This window comes from Stenotrophomonas maltophilia group sp. LNF247, from assembly GCF_054083135.1.
Map to the genome: position 1 here is coordinate 1 of NZ_JBSRQL010000008.1, position 19038 is coordinate 19038.

Genomic DNA, 19038 nt, shown 5'->3' on the forward strand with positions numbered 1-19038 from the left:
GCAACCGGACCCACCCGCCATCCCACGGATAGCCAGCTTTTGACGTTGACGTTGACGTTGCTTCTGCGGGTGCAGGGCGCAGCCCTGCAAACAAACCCCACCCTCAGTAACGAGGCCGGCCTTCTTCCAGCACCTGGCGCAGGAACGGCACGGTGATCCGCCGCTTCGCCGCCAGCGATTCGCGGTCCAGCCAGTCCAGCAGCGTGATCAACCCACCCAGCTCGCGCCCGGTGTGCGACAGCAGCCAATCGATGGCCGCTTCGTCGATGGCCAGGCCGCGTCGCAGCGCGCGCTCGCGCAGCACCGCAGCACGACCTTCCTCATCCAGCGGCTGCAGCAGCACGCGCACGCACTGGCCCAGCCGCGAACGCAGGTCCGGCAGTACCAGGCCCAGTTCTTCCGGCGCCTTCTGCGCCGTGTACAGCACGGTCACGCCTGCTGCACGCGCGCGGTTGTGGAAATCAAACAGCGCGATCTCGTCCTCGCGGTTGCCGGCAACTTCGTCCAGCCCGTCCAGCGCCACCAGTTCGCGTGCGTCCAGCCCGTCGAGCGCTGCACGAACGCGGCCGGCGGCGCTGGCCAGTGGCACGTACGTCGGCAGGCGCCCGGCCTGCTCGGCGCTGGAGCACGTCGCCAGCGCCTGGTGGGTCTTGCCGGTGCCCGCCGCGCCTTCCAGGTAGACCCAATCGTGGCTGGCGCCGACCGCGATCGCACGCAGCTGCGCCAGCGCGCCATCCGGCGCACCGATGAAGGTCTCCAGGCGCTGGTCCCGCGGGTAATGCAGGGCCAGCGGCAGTTGCGGCACGCCCATCACTTCAGGTCGGGGCCCTTGTCGGTCGGAACGATGATATGGGGGGCGTCGACCACGCCATCAAGCACGATCGCCGGCTTCTCGCCCACGTACAGCTCGCTCTGGCGGTAACGCTGGTGGGCATAGCGCAGCAGCACGTTGGTCACCGCCGCCACCGGCAGCGCCAGCAGCATGCCGAGGAAGCCGAACAGCTGGCCGCCGGCCATCACCGCGAAGATCACCGCCACCGGATGCAGGCCGATCTTGTCGCCGACAATGCGCGGGGTCAGTACGTAGCTCTCCAGCAGCTGGCCCACGGTGAACACCACGCCGACCAGGATCAGCAGCTTCAGGTCGAAGCCCTGTGCCTGCACCAGCGCGGCAATCACCGCCATCAGCACGCCGGTGGTCGCGCCCAGGTAGGGGATGAAGCTGATCAGGCCGGCAATCAGGCCAATCAGCAGGCCCAGCTTGAGGCCTACCAGCGACAGGCCGCCGGCGTAGATCACGCCCAATGCCAGCATCACCAGGAACTGGCCGCGGATGAACGCCCCCAACACCTCGTTGGACTCACGCGCCAGCGCAGTGATGGTGCCGATGTGGTTGCGCGGAATCACCGAGGCCACCCGCTCGACCAGCTTGTCCCAGTCGCGCAGGAAGTAGAACGCCAGGATCGGCAGCAGCAGGATGTTGACCACCCAGGTCACCATCGCAAAACCCGAACGCGAGACGTAGCCCATGAACGTGGTGGCGACGCCGCCGGCCTGCTGCCAGTGGCTGCGCACCCACTCGATCAGGCGGTCCGGATCCAGCCACTGCATCACTTCCAGGCCGGTCTTCTGCTCGAACCAGGGAATCCCCTTTTCCATCAGCCACGCCTGCGCCTGCGGCGCGACCGCGATCAGGGTGGTGATCTGGCGCTCGATCATCGGCACCAGCACCAGCAGCAGCGCCACGATCACCAGCACCATCGCCGCGAACACCAGCACCACGCCGGTCATGCGCGAGCGGCCGGTGGCCTCGATGCGGTCCACCAGCGGGTCGCCCAGCCAGGCCAGTGCCAGCGCCAGCACGAACGGGGTCAGGATCGGGGCCAGCAGCCACACCACCCAGCCGACCAGGCCGGCGAACAGGATGTACTTCAGCCGGCGCAGGAACTGCGCGATTTCCGCTTCCGGGGTCAGGGTCATCGCAGGCGGTACTCATTGCTGACCGGTGCTGCGACCGGGGCACCGGTGGTGTCGTCGATCGGCGTCGGCAGGGCCGGCAGCGGCGCGCTCGGCACCAGTACACCGTTGTCGCCCAGCATGCGGTTGAAGCCGGCCAGGCCGGTGGTCATCTCCAGGCTCAGCTCCAGCTGGCCGGCCGAAGCATGCAGCGGGGTGACGTTGCGCACCACCGGCACCTCGCGCAGGCCGGCGGCAAGGCGCAGGTAGTCGTCGGCACTGTTGATGCCGGTGACCACCACGCGGTAGGTTCCGGCCTGGCCGACGGCGGCGCCGGCCTTCGCATAGCGCCTGACCAGCGCATCGGCGGCGCCATCGGCGCCGGCCGCCATCGCCCGCATGGCGTTGGCGTCCTTGCTGGTCCACTTGTTCAGCTCACGGCCGTTGTCGACGAACACCCAGTCCGCCTGCCAGCCGCCGTTGGCGCGGTAGAGCTTGCCGATCAGCTGCATCGGCGGTGAGTAGCGCGAGGAAGCGCGGGCCACGGCGGCACTGTCCTGGCGCCAGATGGCACCGGCCAGCGCCTGCTCGGCGGCACCGCCGCTGGGCAGGCCGAGCTTGTAGCCGCGCTCGATGGCGCGGTTCAGCAGTGGGCGGGCGGCATTGGCCTGCTGCACGCTGACCAGGCGCGGTCCGCTGCCGTCATCCACGGCCAGCCACACCACCGGCTTTGGTCGCGGCTGCGGCCACAGCGGCAGGCCCAGCGCCGAGACCAGCGAATCGACGTCGTCCTCGCGGAAACGGGCCACCAGCAGGGTCCGGAAGCTCGGCGCGCCGCTGGCGCCTACGCTCTGGTCCTGCTTGTAGTCGTAGCTGGCCACGTAGTCCTTGGCATTGCGCAGTGCCTGCACCACACCGGGGCGCGACATCACGTTGCGATCACCGGACAGCTTGCCCAGTACCACGCTCAGGGCGCGGGCCAGGGCGCCGTTGCGATCGGCTTCGGCTTGGCTGTTGACGGGCACTTCGGCCTCGTACGCGCCACTGGCGGTGGCGACATCACCCTCGGTGCGAAGGCCGCTCTGGGCCATCGTGGCCACCGGCAGGCTCAGCGCAAGGAGCAGGGTCAGAATCAGGCTGCGGCGCATCAGGACATCCATTGGCTCGACGTATCCGGGGGAATTGTTGCCCGAATACGGCCTTTGCGCCAATGCGGCCTGTTAAAATCGCCCGTTCAACCCCTGCCAGCGCCGACGCCCGTGACCAACACCCCGTCTTCCGCCCCCTCCCCCCTTACCTATCGTGACGCGGGTGTCGACATCGACGCCGGCAACGAGCTGGTCGAGCGGATCAAGCCCCTGGTCAAGCGCAGCTTCCGGCCGGAAGTGATGGGCGGCCTGGGCGGCTTCGGCGCCCTGTTCGACCTGTCCAACAAGTACCGCGAGCCGGTGCTGGTGTCGGGTACCGACGGCGTGGGCACCAAGCTGAAGCTGGCGCACCAGCTGAACCGCCACGATACGATCGGCATCGACCTGGTCGCCATGTGCGTGAACGACGTGCTGGTACAGGGTGCCGAGCCGCTGTTCTTCCTGGACTACTTCGCGACCGGCAAGCTGGACATCGACACCGCCGCGGCGGTCGTGGGCGGCATCGCCAACGGCTGCACCGAGGCCGGCTGCGCGCTGATCGGTGGTGAAACCGCTGAAATGCCCGACATGTATGCCCCGGGCGAATACGACCTGGCCGGCTTCACGGTGGCCGCGGTCGAGAAGAGCGAGCTGAAGGACGGCGCCAGCGTGGCTGCCGGCGACGTGCTGATCGGCATCGCCTCGTCCGGCCCGCACTCCAACGGCTACTCGCTGGTGCGCCGCATCTACGACCGTGCCGGCCGCCCGGCCGATCTGGAGCTGGAAGGCGGCGTGAAGCTGGTCGATGCGCTGATGGCGCCGACCCGCCTGTACGTCAAGCCGATCCTGGCGCTGCTGAAGTCACACGGCGAGGCCATTCACGGCATGGCCCACATCACCGGTGGCGGGCTGACCGAGAACATCATCCGCGTGGTGCCCGACGGCCTCGGCCTGGACATCCAGGCCTCGTCCTGGACCCTGCCACCGGTATTCCAGTGGCTGCAGAAGGAAGGCGCCGTGGCCGACAGCGAGATGTGGCGCACCTTCAACTGCGGCATCGGCTTCGTGCTGATCGTCGCGCCGGACCAAGAGGCTGCCGTGTCCGAGGCGGTCAGGGCGCAGGGCCTGGAGCACTGGACCATCGGCCAGGTGGTCACCGCCGAAGGCGCCGAGCGCGTCCACATCGGCTGAGCCCGGCAACCAGGAGCCCGCATGGACGCAACGCCCCCCCTGGCACCCACCCCGGTACCACCGCCGTTGGCGGCGGTGCCGGTCTTCAGCAGGCAGGACGCTGACCACCTGCGCGCGCTGTCCATCGCCCACTATGTGTTCGGTGGCCTGATTGCGCTGCTCTCGCTGTTTTTCATTCTGTACATCGTGCTCGGCATCAGTGCGCTGAGCGGCCATCTGCCGATGAACTCCGGGGGCCAGCCCTCGTCGCCGGCCGAACAGCGCCTGTTCGGCTGGGTGTTCACGGTCCTGGGGACCGTGTTCGTCGCCGGCGGCCTGGGCATGGCCGCATTCGTCATCCATGCCGGCCGCTGCGTGGCCCGGCGGCGTCGTTACCTGCTGTGCCTGATCGTGGCCGGCCTGCTCTGCCTGTTCGCGCCGCTGGGCACTGTTCTAGGGGTGTTCACCCTGGTCACACTGCTGCGCCCGCAGGTGAAGGCCGCCTTCGATGCAGCTGGCACGGCTGCATGACGATGCCGGGCGCGCCTCCGCCATTGCCACAGCAGACCCTGGCGCAGCTGCAGTTGGCCAGCCACCTGCAGACGCTGAAGGTGCTGTTCTACGCGCTGGCAGGTTTCCACTGGCTGGCCGCGTTGGCCTTCCTCGGTTTCATCGGCCTGGTCGCCAGTTCCCGGGGGTTGGACGAAGGCGCGGCGCTGGGCACGGTCTACGGGGTCATTTCGTTGTTGGCGGCGGCGCTTGGCTTCGTACAGCTGCACACCGCGCGCCTGCTGTCGCGCCGCACCGGGCTGGCCTGGTGCCAGCGCGCGGCATGGCTGGCAGTGCTTGCCGGCCCGTTGGGCATGGCGCTGACGGCCTATGCCCGGGTGTTCCTGTCCAAGCCTGACATGGCCGCATTGTTCGACCGCGGCGACCACCTCAGTGCCTGAGCCCGCAGGCAACCCATCGCTCCCTCCTGACCGATCCGACATGTCCGCGCCCGCCACCGCCGCAAACGCCACTGCCCGCGGCTATCGTGTTTCACTGCCCAAGAAGCTGGCCTTCACCGCCGTACTGGCCGTGTTCCTGGTCAGCTGGATCGATCCGCTGTGGCCCGTCGAACAGGCCCTGCACAGCTCGCTGACCGTCGTCGGCCTGGCTGCCCTGCTCTGGGTGGACCGGCGTGGCTGGCTGGGCAATGGCGCCTTCATCGCGATCTGTGGCTTCATCGCACTGCATTGCGTGGGCGCGCGCTGGCTGTACTCCAACGTGCCCTACGACGCTTGGGCACAGGCGCTGGCCGGCTGGTCGCCGAATGCCGCCTTCGGCTGGCAGCGCAACCACTTCGACCGTCTCATCCACTTGTTGTTCGGCGTCTGCTTCACCCCCGCGCTGCTGCAGCTGGCCCGGCATGCCTGGCCGGCGCTGCGCCTGGGCCAGGCCTTCAGCCTGGCGGTGATGACGGTGATGTGCGCCAGCCTGGTCTACGAGTGGTTCGAGTGGGCCATCGCGCTTGCCCTGTCGCCCGACGCCGCCGAGGCCTACAACGGGCAGCAGGGCGACATGTGGGACGCTCATGCCGACATGCTGCTGGCGACCCTGGGCAGTCTGCTGACCTGGCCGTTGATCCGCCGGAGTGCCCGGCAATGAGCACGCCCACCCGCATTGCCGTGCTCGCCTCCGGCCGCGGCAGCAACCTGCAGGCCATCCTTGACGCAATTGCTGACGGCCGCCTGCCCGCCGAGGTTGTCGGCGTGTTCTCCGACCGCCCAGCCGCAGCCGCGCTGCAACGGGTCGGCGACAGCCTGCGCTGGGCGCATGCACCGAAAGAATTCGGTGACCGCGCCGCCTACGAGCAGGCCTTGGGCGATGCACTGGCCGCGGTCGCGCCGGATCTGATCGTCTGCGCCGGCTACATGCGCATTCTCGGCGCCGACTTCGTGCAGCGCTTCAATGGCCGGCTGGTCAACATCCACCCCTCCCTGCTACCGCTGCACAAGGGGCTGGACACGCATGCGCGGGCGCTGCACGCCGGCGATGCGGAGCATGGGGCCAGCGTGCACCTGGTAGTGCCCGAGCTGGATGCCGGCGCCGTGCTGGCCCAGGCGCGGGTGCCGGTGATGCCCGGCGATGACGCCGACAGCCTGGCGGCGCGTGTGCTGGCGGTGGAGCATCCGCTGCTGATCGCCACCCTGCAGCTGCTGTGCGCCGGCCGCCTGGCTGAACGGGAGGGGCAGCCGCACCTGGACGGTCACCCCCTGTTTAGCCCACTGGTCCTAGATTCCGCCGGGAACCTGAACCGGTAACGCCCACGCACACGCCCCGCTGACTGCGGGGCTGGCATCCTGCCCCCCTCCTGCAGCTCCTGTCCTCCATGAAGACCACGACCCTGCTGTCCACTTCATTGCTGCTGTCGCTTGTCGTGCTTCCCGGCGTGGGTTGGGGCCAAGTGCAAGCGCCTGCGGCCCCTGCGCAGCCGGCGCCTGCAGTCCAACCGCCTGCGGAACCGGCCGTGCCGATGCCGCCGGCGCTGACCTGGGAGCCGCCGCCGCTGCAGCCGTTCACCGCGACCTACCAGGCCTTCTACAAGGGCACGGAGGCCGGCGACGCCAGCATGCAGGTCACCCACACCGGCGGCAACCAGTGGCGGGTGGACATGCAGGTGGTCGGCCGCCGCGGGTTCGCCAGCGTGCTGGGACTGAACATCGAGCAGAGCACGGTCTTCGAGGAGCGCGCTGGCACCTATGCACCGCTGAGCCAGAGCACGGTGCGCAAGGGCCTGTTTCTCGGCAAGAAGGCGGTCGGCACGTACAACTGGCAGGCCGGTACCGCGCAGTGGAGCGGCGATGTCGAGAAGAAGCGCGCACAGCCGATTCCGCTGCAGCCGGGCGACCAGAGTGCGCTGCTGATCAATCTGGCAATCATGCGCGACGCCCGCCCAGGCGCCGCGATGCACTACCGCTACGTGGACATGGGCAAGGTCCGCCAGCATGACTACCAGGCCGCGCCGCAGACCGAGAACGTCGAGGTCGGCGACCTGTCCTACAACGCGCTGCGGGTCTACCGGACCAACGGCGGCAAAAATGAAACCATCCTCTGGATCGCCAACGGGGTCCCCACCCCGGTGCGCATCCTGCAACGCGAAGACGGCGAAGACCGCGTCGATCTGCGCCTGATCGAATACCAAGGAGTCTGAGCATGAGCATCCCGACCCGCCCCCTCGCCTGGATCGCGGCCGCTGCCCTGTCCGTGGCCAGCCTGCCGGCCATGGCCCTGCAACCTTTCAAGGCGGATTACCTGGCCAGCTACATGGGCATGCAGGCCAACGGCACGATGACCCTGTCCAACGAAGGCAGCAACAAGTGGCGCTACAGCCTGCAGGTGAAGAACCAGCTGGCCGACCTGAGCCAGAGCACCGTGTTCGAGGAAGTACGTGGGCAACTGCGCCCGCTGAGCAGCCAGGACCGCTCGGCGCTGCTGGTGAAGAAGCGCAACGTGCAGGCCAATTACAACTGGACCAGCAACCAGGCCACCTGGACCGGCGACATCAAGCCGGACCGTGCCGGCCCCATCGCGCTGAAGGCCGGTGACATGGATGCGCTGCTGATCAACCTGGCGATCACCCGTGACCTGGCCGCCGGCAAGCCGCTGACCTATCGCATGGTTGACGAAGGCCGCATCAAGAACATGACCTACCGCGTGGTCGGCAAGGAATCGATCAACGTGGGCGGCAAGAGCTACGAGGCCACCAAGGTCTCGCGCGCCGACGGCAACAAGGAGCTGATCGCCTGGATCGTGCCGGAGTTCCCGGTGCCGGCGCGCATGCTGCAGCGTGAGGGCGGACGCGATGCGCTGGACCTGACCATCAAGGCGCTGAACTGACCGGAGATCCACGTCATCCACGCATGGCGTGGATCTACTGGAAACCTGGAGTAGATCCACGCCATGCGTGGATGGACGCCCCGGGAAAAACGCCCGCTTGCGCGGGCGTTTTTCTTACTTCTTTTCCTCGGCCGCAGCGGGCTTGAACTCGGTGCGGCAGTCCACGCGGATCTGCTCGCCGGTGCTGCGCCAGACGAAGGTGCGGCAATGACGGTTGCCGTCCTGGCTGTCGTTCACCGCGACCGCGTAGAACGACTCGATGATCTCGTCGCGCGAGACCGTGCCATCGCCGTTCCAGTCCATGTCCCTCTGCTCGATGCCCTGGGTAATGGCGATGTTGGCGTACCAGGCATAGCCCAGCCACGCCAGCACGATCAGCACCAGGGCCAGCAGTGCCTTGCGACGCGGGCTGAACTTGCCACGCAGGATCATGGCACGCGCCGGATGGTGGCGCCGAGCGAAGACAGCTTCTCTTCGATGTTCTCGTAGCCACGATCAAGGTGGTAGATGCGGTCGATGGTGGTCTCGCCGCTGGCCATCAGGCCGGCCAGGATCAGCGAGGCCGACGCACGCAGGTCGGTAGCCATCACCGGCGCACCGCTCAGGTGCTCGCTGCCACGCACGATGGCGGTGTGGCCTTCAACCTGGATGTCCGCGCCCAGGCGCAGCAGTTCGTTGACGTGCATGAAACGGTTCTCGAAGATCGTTTCGTTGATCACGCCCACGCCGTCAGCCACGCAGTTGAGCGCCATGAACTGGGCCTGCATGTCGGTCGGGAATGCCGGGTACGGCGCGGTGGTCAGGTTGACCGCCTTCGGCCGCTTGCCCTGCATGTCCAGGGTGATGGTGTCGTCGGTGGTCTCGATCTTCGCACCGGCCTCGACCAGCTTGGACAGCACCGCGTCCATGGTGTTCGGGCGCGCACGGTTGACCGTGACCTTGCCGCCAGTCATCGCCGCAGCGACCAGGAAGGTGCCGGTCTCGATGCGGTCGGGCAGCACTTCGTGGCGGCCACCGGACAGGCGCTCGACGCCTTCGATCACCAGGCGGGCGGTGCCCAGTCCTTCGATCTTCGCGCCCAGCGCGATCAGGCAATGCGCCAGATCGGTCACTTCCGGCTCCATCGCACAGTTGTCGAGGATGGTGGTGCCTTCGGCCAGCACCGCGCCCATCAGCACGTTCTCGGTGCCGGTGACACTGACCATGTCGAAGGTGAAGTGGCCGCCCTTCAGGCGCTTGGCGCTGGCCTTGATGAAGCCGTTCTCGACCACGATCTCGGCACCAAGTGCCTGCAGGCCCTTGATGTGCTGGTCGACCGGACGCGAACCGATCGCGCAGCCGCCCGGCAGCGACACTTCGGCCGCGCCGAAGCGGGCCAGCAGCGGGCCCAGCACCAGGATCGAGGCGCGCATGGTCTTGACCAGCTCGTAAGGTGCCACGTGCTGGTTGACCGAACGCGGGTCGACCACGATCGCGCTGCCGCGCGACAGCGTGCCCTGGTCGATGGTGACCTTGGCACCCAGTTCGCCCAGCAGCTTCACCGTGGTGACCACGTCGTGCAGGTGCGGCACGTTGGTGATCTCCACCGGCGCATCGGCCAGCAGGGTCGCGCAGAGGATGGGAAGGACGGCGTTCTTGGCGCCGGAGATGCTCACTTCACCGTGCAGCGCAGCGCCGCCGGTCACAACGATCTTGGCCATGTATTGGGAATCTTCTGCGGTTCAGCCGGCTTCGGCCGGGGTCACGGTTTTCAGCGCCAGCGCGTGGATCGCGCCGCCCATCAGGTCGCCGAGGGTGGCATAGACCATCCGGTGGCGGGCCAGCGGCATCTTGCCGGCAAAGGCCTCGCAGACCACGGTCGCTTCGAAATGCACGCCATCGTCGCCACGCACATCGGCGCGGGCGCCAGGCAGGCCGGTTTCGATCAGATTGCGGATGGTGTCGGCGTCCAACGGGCTTTCCTAATAAAATGTGCATCCATTCTACTTCCGCTGCGTGGCGTCCGCATGGCCGAATCCCTGTTGCCCCCCCGTTCTGCCGACCCTGCCGGCCTGATCGCCAGTGGCCGCCGCGTGTTCGAGATCGAGCGGCAGGCGCTGGAGGCCGTGGCTGACCGCCTCGGCGAGGCCTTCCAGCAGGCCTGCCAGGCGATCCTGGCCAGCCGCGGGCGTGTGGTCGCCACCGGCATGGGCAAATCCGGGCACATCGCCCGCAAGATCGCCGCCACCCTCGCCTCCACCGGCACCCCGGCGTTCTACGTGCACCCTGGCGAGGCCGGACACGGTGACCTGGGCATGATCACCGAGGACGATGTGGTGCTGGCGCTTTCCTATTCGGGGGAGTCGGACGAGCTGCTCATGCTGTTGCCGGTGCTCAAGCGCCAGGGCAACCTGCTGATCTCCATGACCGGCCGCCCGCAGTCCAGCCTGGCCACCGCCGCCGATATCCACCTGGACGTCAGCGTGCCGGCCGAGGCCTGCCCGCTGGCGCTGGCGCCGACCTCCAGCACCACCGCCTCGCTGGCGATGGGCGATGCGCTGGCCGTGGCCCTGCTTGACGCACGCGGCTTCACCGCCGACGACTTCGCCCGCTCGCACCCGGCCGGCAGCCTCGGCCGTCGCCTGCTGCTGCACATCACCGATGTCATGCACACCGGCGAGGACCTGCCCAGCGTGAGCGCCGATGCCAGCCTCAGCGAGGCGCTGGTGGAAATGAGCCGCAAGCGGCTCGGCATGACCGCCGTGGTCGACGCCGATGGCGTGCTGATCGGCCTGTTCACCGACGGCGACCTGCGCCGCGCGCTGGACAGCGCGCTGGACGTGCGCACCGCGAAGATCGCCGATGTGATGACCCGCAACCCGCGCACCATCGGTGCCGACCAGCTGGCCGTAGAGGCCGCGCGGCAGATGGAGACCCAGAAAATCAACGGCCTGATCGTGGTTGATGGCCAGGGCCGTGCGGTCGGCGCCCTGAACATTCATGACCTGTTGCGGGCCCGGGTGGTTTAACCGACAGTCCGTAGACCCCATTCAGTCTGTAATGCCCCACACGCCCCCACCGAGCCTGATCGCCTGATGCCCTGGTCCCCGCTGCCCGCGTTCCCCGCCCACCTGCATGCCGCTGCGGCCCGCGTCCGCCTGGCCTGCTTCGACGTGGACGGTACCCTCACCGACGGTCGGCTGTACTACGACAAGGACGGCAACGAGAGCAAGGCGTACTTCGTGCAGGACGGTCTGGGCCTGAAACTGCTGCAGCAGCACGGCATCCACCCCGTGCTGATCACCGCGCGCAACAGCCAGTCCGCGCTCAAGCGCGGCGCCGACCTCGGCATCGACACCCAGATCGCCGTGGGCGACAAGCTGGCCAGCGTGCAGGCGCTGTGCGCGCAGCACGGCGTCGGCCTGGAGCAGGTGGCCTTCATGGGCGACGACCTGCCGGACCTGGCGCCGCTGGGCGCGGTCGGCCTGGCAGTGGCCCCGGCCAACGCCCACCCGTGGATCGCCGAGCGCGTGCACTGGCAGACCCGCGCCGACGGCGGACGTGGCGCCGCCCGCGAACTGTGCGACATCCTGCTGGCCGCACAGGGCCACGTGGATGCGGTGCTGGCGAGGTTCGGCGCATGAGCCTGCCGACACTGAACTGGCGCACCCTGCTGGGCGTCGGCCTGCTGCTGGCGGCGCTGCTCAGCAGCTGGGCCGCCCTGCGCAACCGCGACAAGGGCCCGGCCAACGACAGCCAGGAGCCGGGTGTGGACTACGTTCTGCACGACTTCCAGATCGTGGCCCTGGATGAGCACGGCAAGGAGTCGACCACCCTGCGTGCGCCGCGGCTGGAGCGCCAGCGTGGCGACCAGACCATCAACATCGCCACGCCGCTGTTCGAGATGCCGGACAAGGATGGCAAGCACTGGACCCTGCGTGCCGAGACCGGCTGGCTCAGCGCCAAGGGCGACCAGATGAAGCTGCGCGGCAATGTGGCCGGCGACAGCCCGGCCGATCCGGGCGTGGTGCCGACCACCTTCCGCACCGACCATCTGGACGTGTTCCCGAAGGAGAACCGCGCCCGCACCGACGCCCTGGTGACCATGACCCGCCCGGGCATGGAACAGTCCGGCGTCGGCTTCGAAGTGGATTCGAAGAACAACACGTATCATTTCCTCAGCCAGTCCAAGGGCCGTTACACGCCCAAACGCTGATTCCGCCGCCAGCCCGCGACGTCTCCGGACAGGCGCAGGGCCGGCAGCCCCACCCTCCGCCCCCGGCCCGCCCGGGAGGCCCCCACCGGTAGAACGGACCCCGATGAAGATTTCCTTTGCCGCCGTACTCGCGCTCGGTCTTCTTGTCCCCAGCGCCGCCTTCGCCAAGTCCACCGACCGCAACGAAGACATGCACATCGATTCCGGCGCCCAGTCCGGCACGCTCACCGGCGACGGCAAGACCGTGCTGTCGCAGGGCGTGATCATCACCCAGGGCACGCTGGACCTGCGCTCGTCCGAGGCCGAGATCTACCTCAAGGATGGCGAAGCCGTGCGCGCGGTGTTCACTGGCAAGCAGGCCAAGATGAAGCAGCAGCTCGATGACGGCACCTGGATGGATGCCGTTGCCGACCGCATCGACTACGACATCAAGACCGAGATCATCACCCTGACCGGCAACTACAAGGTCACCAGCGCGCGCGGCACCAATGCCGGCCAGCGCATGGTCTACAACACCCGCACCGGCGAAATGAACTCCGGTGGTGACGGCAGCCGTGTGCGCACCGTCATCCCGCCGAAGAACAAGACCCCGGCCGCGCCTGCGGCACAGCCCAAGGCCACCACGCCGGCGCAGCCGGCCGGGAGCAGGAAGTAATGCTCGTCGCCAAGGGCCTGCGCAAGAAGTACAAGCAGCGCGAAGTCGTCAAGGATTTCGGGCTGACCCTCGACGCCGGCGAAGTGGTCGGCCTGCTGGGCCCCAACGGTGCCGGCAAGACCACCTGCTTCTACATGATCGTCGGCCTGGTTGCGGCTGACGCTGGCAGCATCGTGCTCGACGGCAAGGACATCACCGGCGACCCGATGTATACCCGCGCCAAGCAGGGCGTGGGCTATCTGCCGCAGGAACCGTCGGTATTCCGCAAGCTGACCGTGGCCGACAACATCCGCCTGGTGCTGGAGCTGCGCGAAGACCTGGATGCGGCCGGCCGCGAGCGCGAATTGAACAGCCTGCTCGACGAACTGCAGCTGGGCCATGTTGCCGACCAGCTTGGCGCCAGCCTGTCCGGTGGCGAACGCCGCCGCTGCGAGATTGCCCGCGCCCTGGCAGCGCAGCCGCGCCTGATCCTGCTTGACGAGCCGTTCGCCGGTGTCGATCCGATTTCGGTCGGCGAGATCCAGCGCATCGTCACCCATCTCAAGCAGCGTGGCATCGGCGTGCTGATCACCGACCACAACGTGCGCGAGACCTTGGGTATCTGCGACCGCGCGTATATCCTCGCCGAGGGCAGCGTGCTGGCCCAGGGTTCGCCGGAAGCGATCCTGGACAACGCCGATGTACGCCGCGTCTACCTCGGGGATTCCTTCAAGCTGTGAAGCAGTCGCCGGGTCCCTTTCCTTCCTTTCGGCACAGGCATGAAGACTCGGCTGCAGACATCGTTGGGACAGCAACTGGTGCTTACGCCCCAGTTGCAGCAGGCGATCAAGCTGCTGCAGATGTCCACCACCGAGCTGGAGCTGGAAATTGCCCAGGCGGTGGAAAGCAATCCGCTGCTGGACTGGGCCGACAGCAGTGACAGCAGCAGTCCTGCCGGCGAAGGCGACGACAACGACAACGATGCGCCCGCAGAACGCGCCGATGCCGGCGACGACTGGGCGCCGGCGGAACTGGACTGGAACGCGTCCGGCAGCGGCGGCAGCTTCGACGATGACGACGACAATGGCAGCGCCGCCGAGCGCGTAGCCGAAACCGAAACGCTGGCCGACCATCTGCTGTGGCAGCTGCATCTGTCGCATCTGTCCCCACGTGATCGCAGCATCGGTGCCGCGCTCATCGATGCACTGGACGATGACGGTTATCTGCGCGAACCGCTGGGCACCATCGCCGACACCCTGTTGCCGGCGATCCACGCCGGCGAGGACGAGATCCTCGCCGTGCTGCATCGCATCCAGCGCTTCGATCCGGTGGGTGTGGCTGCACGCACGCTGGGCGAATGCCTGCTGCTGCAGCTGGATGTGCTGCCCGGCGAAACGCCCGGGCTGGCGCTGGCGCGACAGATTGCCGCAGGCCCGCTGGAACGGCTGCCACGCAGTGGCGTCGCCGGGCTTGCTCATGAGTTGAAGCAGCCGATGGACGAGGTCGAGACTGCCGTCGCGCTGCTGCGCTCGCTGGACCCGCGCCCGGGCACGCAGATCGCACCGCTGTCGCAGGACACTTACGTGGTGCCGGACGTGGTGGTATGGCGGCAGAACGGCGTGTGGCGCGCTGCACTGGCCGCCCATGCCGGGCCGAAGGTGGTGATCCACCGCGGCTACGAACAGCTTATCCGGCGTTGCGGCGATGCCGATGCCGGCTACCTGCGTGCCCAGCTGCAGGAAGCACGCTGGCTGCTGAAAGGCCTGCAGCAGCGCGGCGAAACCCTGTTGCGCGTCGTGCGCAGCCTGATCCTGCAGCAGGCCGGCTTCCTTGAATTCGGCGAGCAGGCGCTGCGCCCACTGACCCTGCGCGAGATTGCCACCGAACTGGGCCTGCACGAATCCACGGTGTCGCGTGCGATCGCCCGCAAGCACGTGCGCACCCCGCGCGGCACCCTGCCACTGCGGGCCTTCTTCGCCTCCGGCATCGATACCGAAGGCGGCGGCGAGGCGTCCAGCACCGCCATCCAGGCGATGATCCGGCGCCTGATCGACGATGAGAATCCGCGCAAGCCGCTTTCTGACGCCAAGCTGGCTGACCTGCTCAAATCGTCGGGAATCCCAGTAGCGCGGCGCACCGTGGCGAAGTATCGTGAAGCCATGAACATTTCCGCCTCGCACGAAAGGGTCAGAATCGCTTGACGCGCCGCCGCGCCCGGCGGAGAGGTTCATTGGCACATCCGAACACAGGAGAAACCCGATGCGCATCGAAACGTTTGGCAAAGATGTCGAAGTCACCCCGGCCCTGCAGTCCTATGTGGAGGAAAAGCTGGCCCGGATCGGAAAGCACTTCGACCAGCACTGCGAAGCGCGGGTGACCCTCAAGCTGCAGAAGACCGAACACCATGTCGACGCCAGCCTCAACATCCCGGGCCAGACCCTGCACGCGGAGGCCAATGCCCAGACCATGTATGCCGCGATCGACCTGCTTGCGGACAAGCTTGACCGCCTGGTGATCAAGCACAAGGAGAAAAAACAGCAGCACGCGCCGCTGCCGGTGGGCGACAATGGTGGCTGATCGCCACCGTTCCCCGCAGACATGCCCCTGACTGACCTCCTGGCGGCCGTGCAGACCCAGCTCTGCACGGCCACCGACCGTGACAGCGTCCTGCAGGCCGCCGCCGGGTTGCTGGCCTGCCGCCAGGCCAATGCCGAACAGATCTACCTGAACCTGTGCCAGCGCGAAGCCCTGGGCAGCACCGCGATCGGCCACGGCATCGCCATCCCCCACGGCCGCGCGCCTACCCTTGATCGCCCCCGTGGCGCCCTGCTGCGATTGGCCGCCCCGGTCGATTTCGGCGGCGACGAACCGGTGGACCTGGTGTTCGCCATGGCCGTCCCCGCCCACTACACCCACCAGCACCTGATGCTGTTGTCCGAGCTGGCCGAACTGTTTTCCGCGCCGGACATCCGCCAGGCCCTGCGCGAAGCGGGCGATGCCCGGGCGCTGCGCGAGGCGCTGGACATGACCCCTCCTGCGAGTGCCGCATGAATACCAGCATCACCGCCCGTGAACTGTTCGAACAGCAGCGCGAGCGGCTGGGGTTGCGCTGGGCCGCCGGCAAGTCCGGTGAGAAGCGCGAGCTGGAGGCCGGCAATACCGTCTCGCGGCGTCCCTCGCTGGCCGGCTACCTCAACGCGATCTATCCCAACAAGGTGCAGATCCTGGGCACCGAGGAACTGTCCTGGCTGGATGCACTGGAACCACGCCAGCGCTGGGAGACCATCGAAAAGATCATGCAGTCGCACCCGCTGGCGCTGGTGCTGACCCGCAACCAGCCCTGCCCGGAAGACCTCCGCGCCGCTGCTGACGAATCCGGCACGCCGCTGTGGCTCTCGCCCAAGCGCGGCCACGAACTGCTCAACCACCTGTCCTACCATCTGGCGCGTACGCTGGCGCCGCGGGTGATCCTGCACGGCGTGTTCATGGAGATCTATTCCATCGGCGTGCTGATCACCGGCGAGGCCGGATCGGGCAAGAGCGAGCTGGCGCTGGAGCTGCTCACCCGCGGCCATCGCCTGGTCGCCGACGATGCCCCCGAGTTCACCCAGATCGCCCCGGACGTACTCGACGGCACCTGCCCCGAACTGCTGCAGGACCTGCTGGAAGTGCGCGGCCTGGGCGTGCTCAACGTGCGCGAGATGTTCGGCGACACGGCTGTAAAGAAGAACAAGTACCTTCGGCTGATCGTCCACCTGACCAAGCCGATGACCGAACCCACCCCACATGGCTACGAACGCCTGACCGGCGATTCGGGCACCCGCCATGTGCTGGACCTGGACGTTCCGCTGATCACCCTGCCGGTGATGCCCGGCCGCAACCTGGCCGTACTGACCGAAGCCGCGACCCGCCTGCACATCCTGCGCACCAAGGGCATCGACCCGGCGGCTATGTTCATCGCCCGCCACAGCAACCTGCTGGAACGGCGAACACCCTGATTTCCCTGCCCCTCGAAGAGCCTGTCCATGAGCACCGTCACCCCCTCCGCCCCGACCCTGATCATCGTCAGCGGCCTGTCCGGCTCGGGTAAATCCGTCGCCCTGAAGACCTTCGAGGACCAGGACTACTACTGCTCGGACAACCTGCCGATCAATCTGCTGCCCGACTTCGTGCGCAGCCTGCTGGCCAACCATGACGGCAGCGCGCCGCGCCGCCTGGCCGTGGGCATCGACGTTCGCGGACAGGCCGATCTGAGCCAGCTGGGCAACTGGCGGCAGCTGGCCACTGACGCCGGCGTGGAAGTGAAGGTACTGTTCTTCGAGGCCAGCGATGAGGCTGTGCTCAAGCGCTACGCCGACACCCGGCGCCGTCATCCGCTGAGCCAGCTGGGCCTGTCGCTGCCCGAAGCGATCGCACGCGAACGTGAATTGACGGCACCGCTGCGCCGCGAGGCCGATGCGGTGATCGATACCAGCAACCTCAACGTGCATCAGCTGCGGCGGCGGATCATCACCGAGTTCACGCTGGACCATGCCACCGGACTGTCCCTGCTGTTCGAATCGTTCGCGTACAAGCGCGGCGTGCCGGCCGAGGCGGACTTCGTATTCGATGCGCGGGTGCTGCCCAATCCACACTGGGACCCCGATCTGCGTGCGCTGAGCGGCCGCGAACCGGGCGTACGCGACTACCTTGAAGCGCAGCCGGATGTGCAGCGCTATCTGGGCCAGCTGATGGATTTCCTCGATACGTGGCTGCCGAAGCTGGGTGATGGCACGCGCAGCTATGTGACGGTGGCGTTCGGCTGCACCGGCGGCAAGCACCGCTCGGTGTTCCTGGCCGAGCGCCTGGCCCGGCATGCCCGCGAGATGGGCTGGGAAGATGTGGCCACGTATCACCGCGAACAGGATTGAGAGAGTCGGCCGGGCTGCGCCCGGCACCCGCCGGTAGTGCCGGCCGCTGGCCGGCAACAGCAACAGCAACAGCAGAAGCGGCATTCCGTGGGATGGCGGGGCGGTGTGGATCTGCAGGACACGCCGTAAACCCCGCTCCGCGGTCCGGCCCAGCCGCTGGCGGCTGGGCGTTCGGGCGCTTGCGAAGCAGTGCTTCGCAAGCAAAGCGCCCTCACCCCTGGGGGCTCGATGGCGCCATCCATGGCGCCAACGGTCCTTCCTGCCCACACCGCCCCGCCTCTGACAGATTCCGTGTGCTGTTGGTGGGTGTCGACCTTGGTCGACACGATCCACGCCATGCGTGGATGAATCTCTGCCAGGCATCGAAAAACGGATGGGGTCGAATCTCTTCTCCAACGGAAAAGGGCTCCCACGCGAGCAACACTGAATACGGGACACAGTGCCCCTCTCCTGCTGCTATCGCCAATTCACCTTGACCTGTTAACGTGCAGTAATGACCTGTGGCATTCTCCTCGTAACACATCCGGGGGTCGGGCCCGCCCTGCTTGAGGTGGCGACCCGGCTCCTGCGGCAATTGCCGCTGAAAACCGAAGCTTTCGAAGTACCGTTCGACGCAGACCTGGACGCCCTGCTCCCGCTCGCCTCGGCCGCCCTGCGGCGGGTCGATGCAGGGGATGGCGTGCTGATCCTGACCGACCTGTACGGCGCCAGCCCCGCCAACCTAGCCGGGCAGCTGGCCCGGTTGGGGACCCCGGTTCGCCGGGTATCGGCGCTGAGCCTGCCGATGTTGCTGCGGGTGATGAATTATCCGGAACAGGGACTGGATCTACTGCCCGCCACAGCCGCGGCGGGCACCCGTAATGGAGCGATAGTCGACGATGCTTGAACGAGAACTCACCGTAAGCAACCGCCTGGGCCTGCACGCCCGGGCCACCGCCAAGCTGGTGCAGACCCTGGCGCCGTTCCGCTGCAACGTGACCATGGCCGCCAAGGGCCGTGAGATCAACGCCAAGAGCATCATGGGCGTGATGCTGCTGGCCGCCGGCCAGGGCACTCCGGTCACGGTGCGCATCAACGGCGAGGACGAAGCCGCCGCGATGGAAGCGGTGGTCGGTCTGTTCGAGCGCCGCTTCGACGAGGACAGCTGAGCGTGCCGCGCGCGCG

The 19038-nt window shown here is 67.6% G+C and carries 25 protein-coding genes; 19 read left to right on the top strand and 6 right to left on the bottom strand.

Going from position 1 to position 19038, the window contains the following annotated elements:
- Positions 1 to 103 precede the first annotated feature (103 nt).
- Genes hda through ACTXG9_RS09810 form a run of 3 tightly spaced genes read right to left on the bottom strand, consistent with a single transcriptional unit; the run spans position 104 to position 3116 of the window.
- Positions 104 to 811, bottom strand: coding sequence for a DnaA regulatory inactivator Hda (gene hda, locus ACTXG9_RS09800; protein ID WP_456115747.1), 708 nt, complete (start codon positions 809 to 811; stop codon positions 104 to 106).
- The gene (locus tag ACTXG9_RS09805; protein ID WP_111099197.1) at positions 811 to 1980 is read right to left on the bottom strand and encodes an AI-2E family transporter; all 1170 of its coding nucleotides are present in this window, start codon (positions 1978 to 1980) and stop codon (positions 811 to 813) included. The genes hda and ACTXG9_RS09805 overlap by 1 nt, the downstream gene beginning before the upstream one ends.
- Positions 1977 to 3116, bottom strand: a complete 1140-nt coding sequence (locus ACTXG9_RS09810; protein ID WP_019659435.1) for a DUF2066 domain-containing protein — start codon at positions 3114 to 3116, stop codon at positions 1977 to 1979. Before ACTXG9_RS09810 ends, ACTXG9_RS09805 begins: the two co-directional genes overlap by 4 nt.
- A gap of 99 nt (positions 3117 to 3215) precedes the next feature.
- On the opposite strand from ACTXG9_RS09810, the gene purM reads away from it, so the two are divergent.
- From purM to ACTXG9_RS09845, 7 genes are all read left to right on the top strand, one after another.
- Positions 3216 to 4274 (top strand): phosphoribosylformylglycinamidine cyclo-ligase, encoded by a 1059-nt coding sequence (gene purM / locus ACTXG9_RS09815; RefSeq protein WP_188250362.1) that lies wholly within the window; start codon positions 3216 to 3218, stop codon positions 4272 to 4274.
- A gap of 21 nt (positions 4275 to 4295) precedes the next feature.
- Positions 4296 to 4784, top strand: a complete 489-nt coding sequence (locus ACTXG9_RS09820; protein ID WP_019659437.1) for a hypothetical protein — start codon at positions 4296 to 4298, stop codon at positions 4782 to 4784.
- Positions 4781 to 5203 carry a hypothetical protein gene (locus ACTXG9_RS09825; RefSeq protein WP_111102984.1) on the top strand — a complete coding sequence of 141 codons (423 nt, stop codon included), beginning with the start codon at positions 4781 to 4783 and terminating at the stop codon, positions 5201 to 5203. The genes ACTXG9_RS09820 and ACTXG9_RS09825 overlap by 4 nt, the downstream gene beginning before the upstream one ends.
- Positions 5204 to 5243: 40 nt before the next feature.
- Positions 5244 to 5903: a DUF2238 domain-containing protein gene (locus ACTXG9_RS09830; RefSeq protein WP_111102977.1), complete on the top strand. Its 660-nt coding sequence runs from the start codon at positions 5244 to 5246 to the stop codon at positions 5901 to 5903.
- A complete protein-coding gene (purN, locus tag ACTXG9_RS09835) occupies positions 5900 to 6559 on the top strand; it encodes a phosphoribosylglycinamide formyltransferase (RefSeq protein ID WP_111102970.1) in 660 nt (219 codons plus the stop codon). The genes ACTXG9_RS09830 and purN overlap by 4 nt, the downstream gene beginning before the upstream one ends.
- Before the next feature lie 68 nt (positions 6560 to 6627).
- Positions 6628 to 7449, top strand: coding sequence for a DUF3108 domain-containing protein (locus ACTXG9_RS09840; protein ID WP_111102963.1), 822 nt, complete (start codon positions 6628 to 6630; stop codon positions 7447 to 7449).
- Between the two features lie 2 nt (positions 7450 to 7451).
- Positions 7452 to 8135 carry a DUF3108 domain-containing protein gene (locus tag ACTXG9_RS09845; protein WP_021202588.1) on the top strand — a complete coding sequence of 228 codons (684 nt, stop codon included), beginning with the start codon at positions 7452 to 7454 and terminating at the stop codon, positions 8133 to 8135.
- A 114-nt stretch (positions 8136 to 8249) separates the two neighbouring features.
- On the opposite strand, the gene ACTXG9_RS09850 is transcribed toward ACTXG9_RS09845, so the two are convergent.
- From ACTXG9_RS09850 to ACTXG9_RS09860, 3 genes are read right to left on the bottom strand one after another with little or no spacing between them, the layout of a single operon-like run.
- Entirely contained in the window at positions 8250 to 8567 is a 318-nt protein-coding gene (locus ACTXG9_RS09850) for a hypothetical protein (protein WP_019659443.1), read from the bottom strand.
- Positions 8564 to 9835, bottom strand: coding sequence for a UDP-N-acetylglucosamine 1-carboxyvinyltransferase (gene murA / locus ACTXG9_RS09855; RefSeq protein WP_019659444.1), 1272 nt, complete (start codon positions 9833 to 9835; stop codon positions 8564 to 8566). Before murA ends, ACTXG9_RS09850 begins: the two co-directional genes overlap by 4 nt.
- 21 nt (positions 9836 to 9856) lie before the next feature.
- Positions 9857 to 10087 carry a BolA family protein gene (locus tag ACTXG9_RS09860; RefSeq protein WP_021202589.1) on the bottom strand — a complete coding sequence of 77 codons (231 nt, stop codon included), beginning with the start codon at positions 10085 to 10087 and terminating at the stop codon, positions 9857 to 9859.
- 54 nt (positions 10088 to 10141) lie between these two features.
- Here ACTXG9_RS09860 and ACTXG9_RS09865 point away from each other — a divergent pair, with 54 nt between their 5' ends.
- From ACTXG9_RS09865 to ACTXG9_RS09920, 12 genes are all read left to right on the top strand, one after another.
- A complete protein-coding gene (locus ACTXG9_RS09865) occupies positions 10142 to 11143 on the top strand; it encodes a KpsF/GutQ family sugar-phosphate isomerase (RefSeq protein WP_111102956.1) in 1002 nt (333 codons plus the stop codon).
- 66 nt (positions 11144 to 11209) lie between these two features.
- On the top strand, positions 11210 to 11758 hold the full coding sequence (locus tag ACTXG9_RS09870; RefSeq protein ID WP_111102948.1) for a KdsC family phosphatase: 549 nt from the start codon (positions 11210 to 11212) through the stop codon (positions 11756 to 11758).
- Positions 11755 to 12330 carry an LPS export ABC transporter periplasmic protein LptC gene (gene lptC / locus ACTXG9_RS09875; protein WP_019659447.1) on the top strand — a complete coding sequence of 192 codons (576 nt, stop codon included), beginning with the start codon at positions 11755 to 11757 and terminating at the stop codon, positions 12328 to 12330. The genes ACTXG9_RS09870 and lptC overlap by 4 nt, the downstream gene beginning before the upstream one ends.
- A gap of 103 nt (positions 12331 to 12433) precedes the next feature.
- Positions 12434 to 12985, top strand: coding sequence for a lipopolysaccharide transport periplasmic protein LptA (gene lptA, locus ACTXG9_RS09880; protein WP_019659448.1), 552 nt, complete (start codon positions 12434 to 12436; stop codon positions 12983 to 12985).
- A complete protein-coding gene (gene lptB / locus ACTXG9_RS09885) occupies positions 12985 to 13704 on the top strand; it encodes an LPS export ABC transporter ATP-binding protein (protein ID WP_019659449.1) in 720 nt (239 codons plus the stop codon). Before lptA ends, lptB begins: the two co-directional genes overlap by 1 nt.
- 39 nt (positions 13705 to 13743) lie before the next feature.
- The gene (locus ACTXG9_RS09890; protein ID WP_329859221.1) at positions 13744 to 15165 is read left to right on the top strand and encodes an RNA polymerase factor sigma-54; all 1422 of its coding nucleotides are present in this window, start codon (positions 13744 to 13746) and stop codon (positions 15163 to 15165) included.
- Positions 15166 to 15223: 58 nt separating this feature from the next.
- Complete coding sequence (gene hpf / locus ACTXG9_RS09895; protein WP_004147311.1) at positions 15224 to 15541, top strand: ribosome hibernation-promoting factor, HPF/YfiA family; 318 nt, start codon at positions 15224 to 15226, stop codon at positions 15539 to 15541.
- A 21-nt stretch (positions 15542 to 15562) separates the two neighbouring features.
- Positions 15563 to 16015: a PTS sugar transporter subunit IIA gene (locus tag ACTXG9_RS09900; protein WP_019659451.1), complete on the top strand. Its 453-nt coding sequence runs from the start codon at positions 15563 to 15565 to the stop codon at positions 16013 to 16015.
- Positions 16012 to 16962 (top strand): HPr(Ser) kinase/phosphatase, encoded by a 951-nt coding sequence (gene hprK / locus ACTXG9_RS09905; RefSeq protein WP_019659452.1) that lies wholly within the window; start codon positions 16012 to 16014, stop codon positions 16960 to 16962. Before ACTXG9_RS09900 ends, hprK begins: the two co-directional genes overlap by 4 nt.
- 27 nt (positions 16963 to 16989) lie before the next feature.
- A complete protein-coding gene (gene rapZ, locus ACTXG9_RS09910; protein ID WP_188250360.1) occupies positions 16990 to 17874 on the top strand; it encodes an RNase adapter RapZ in 885 nt (294 codons plus the stop codon).
- Positions 17875 to 18367: 493 nt separating this feature from the next.
- Positions 18368 to 18760: a PTS sugar transporter subunit IIA gene (locus ACTXG9_RS09915; RefSeq protein WP_111103436.1), complete on the top strand. Its 393-nt coding sequence runs from the start codon at positions 18368 to 18370 to the stop codon at positions 18758 to 18760.
- Positions 18753 to 19022: an HPr family phosphocarrier protein gene (locus ACTXG9_RS09920; RefSeq protein ID WP_005408385.1), complete on the top strand. Its 270-nt coding sequence runs from the start codon at positions 18753 to 18755 to the stop codon at positions 19020 to 19022. Before ACTXG9_RS09915 ends, ACTXG9_RS09920 begins: the two co-directional genes overlap by 8 nt.
- Positions 19023 to 19038 lie beyond the last annotated feature (16 nt).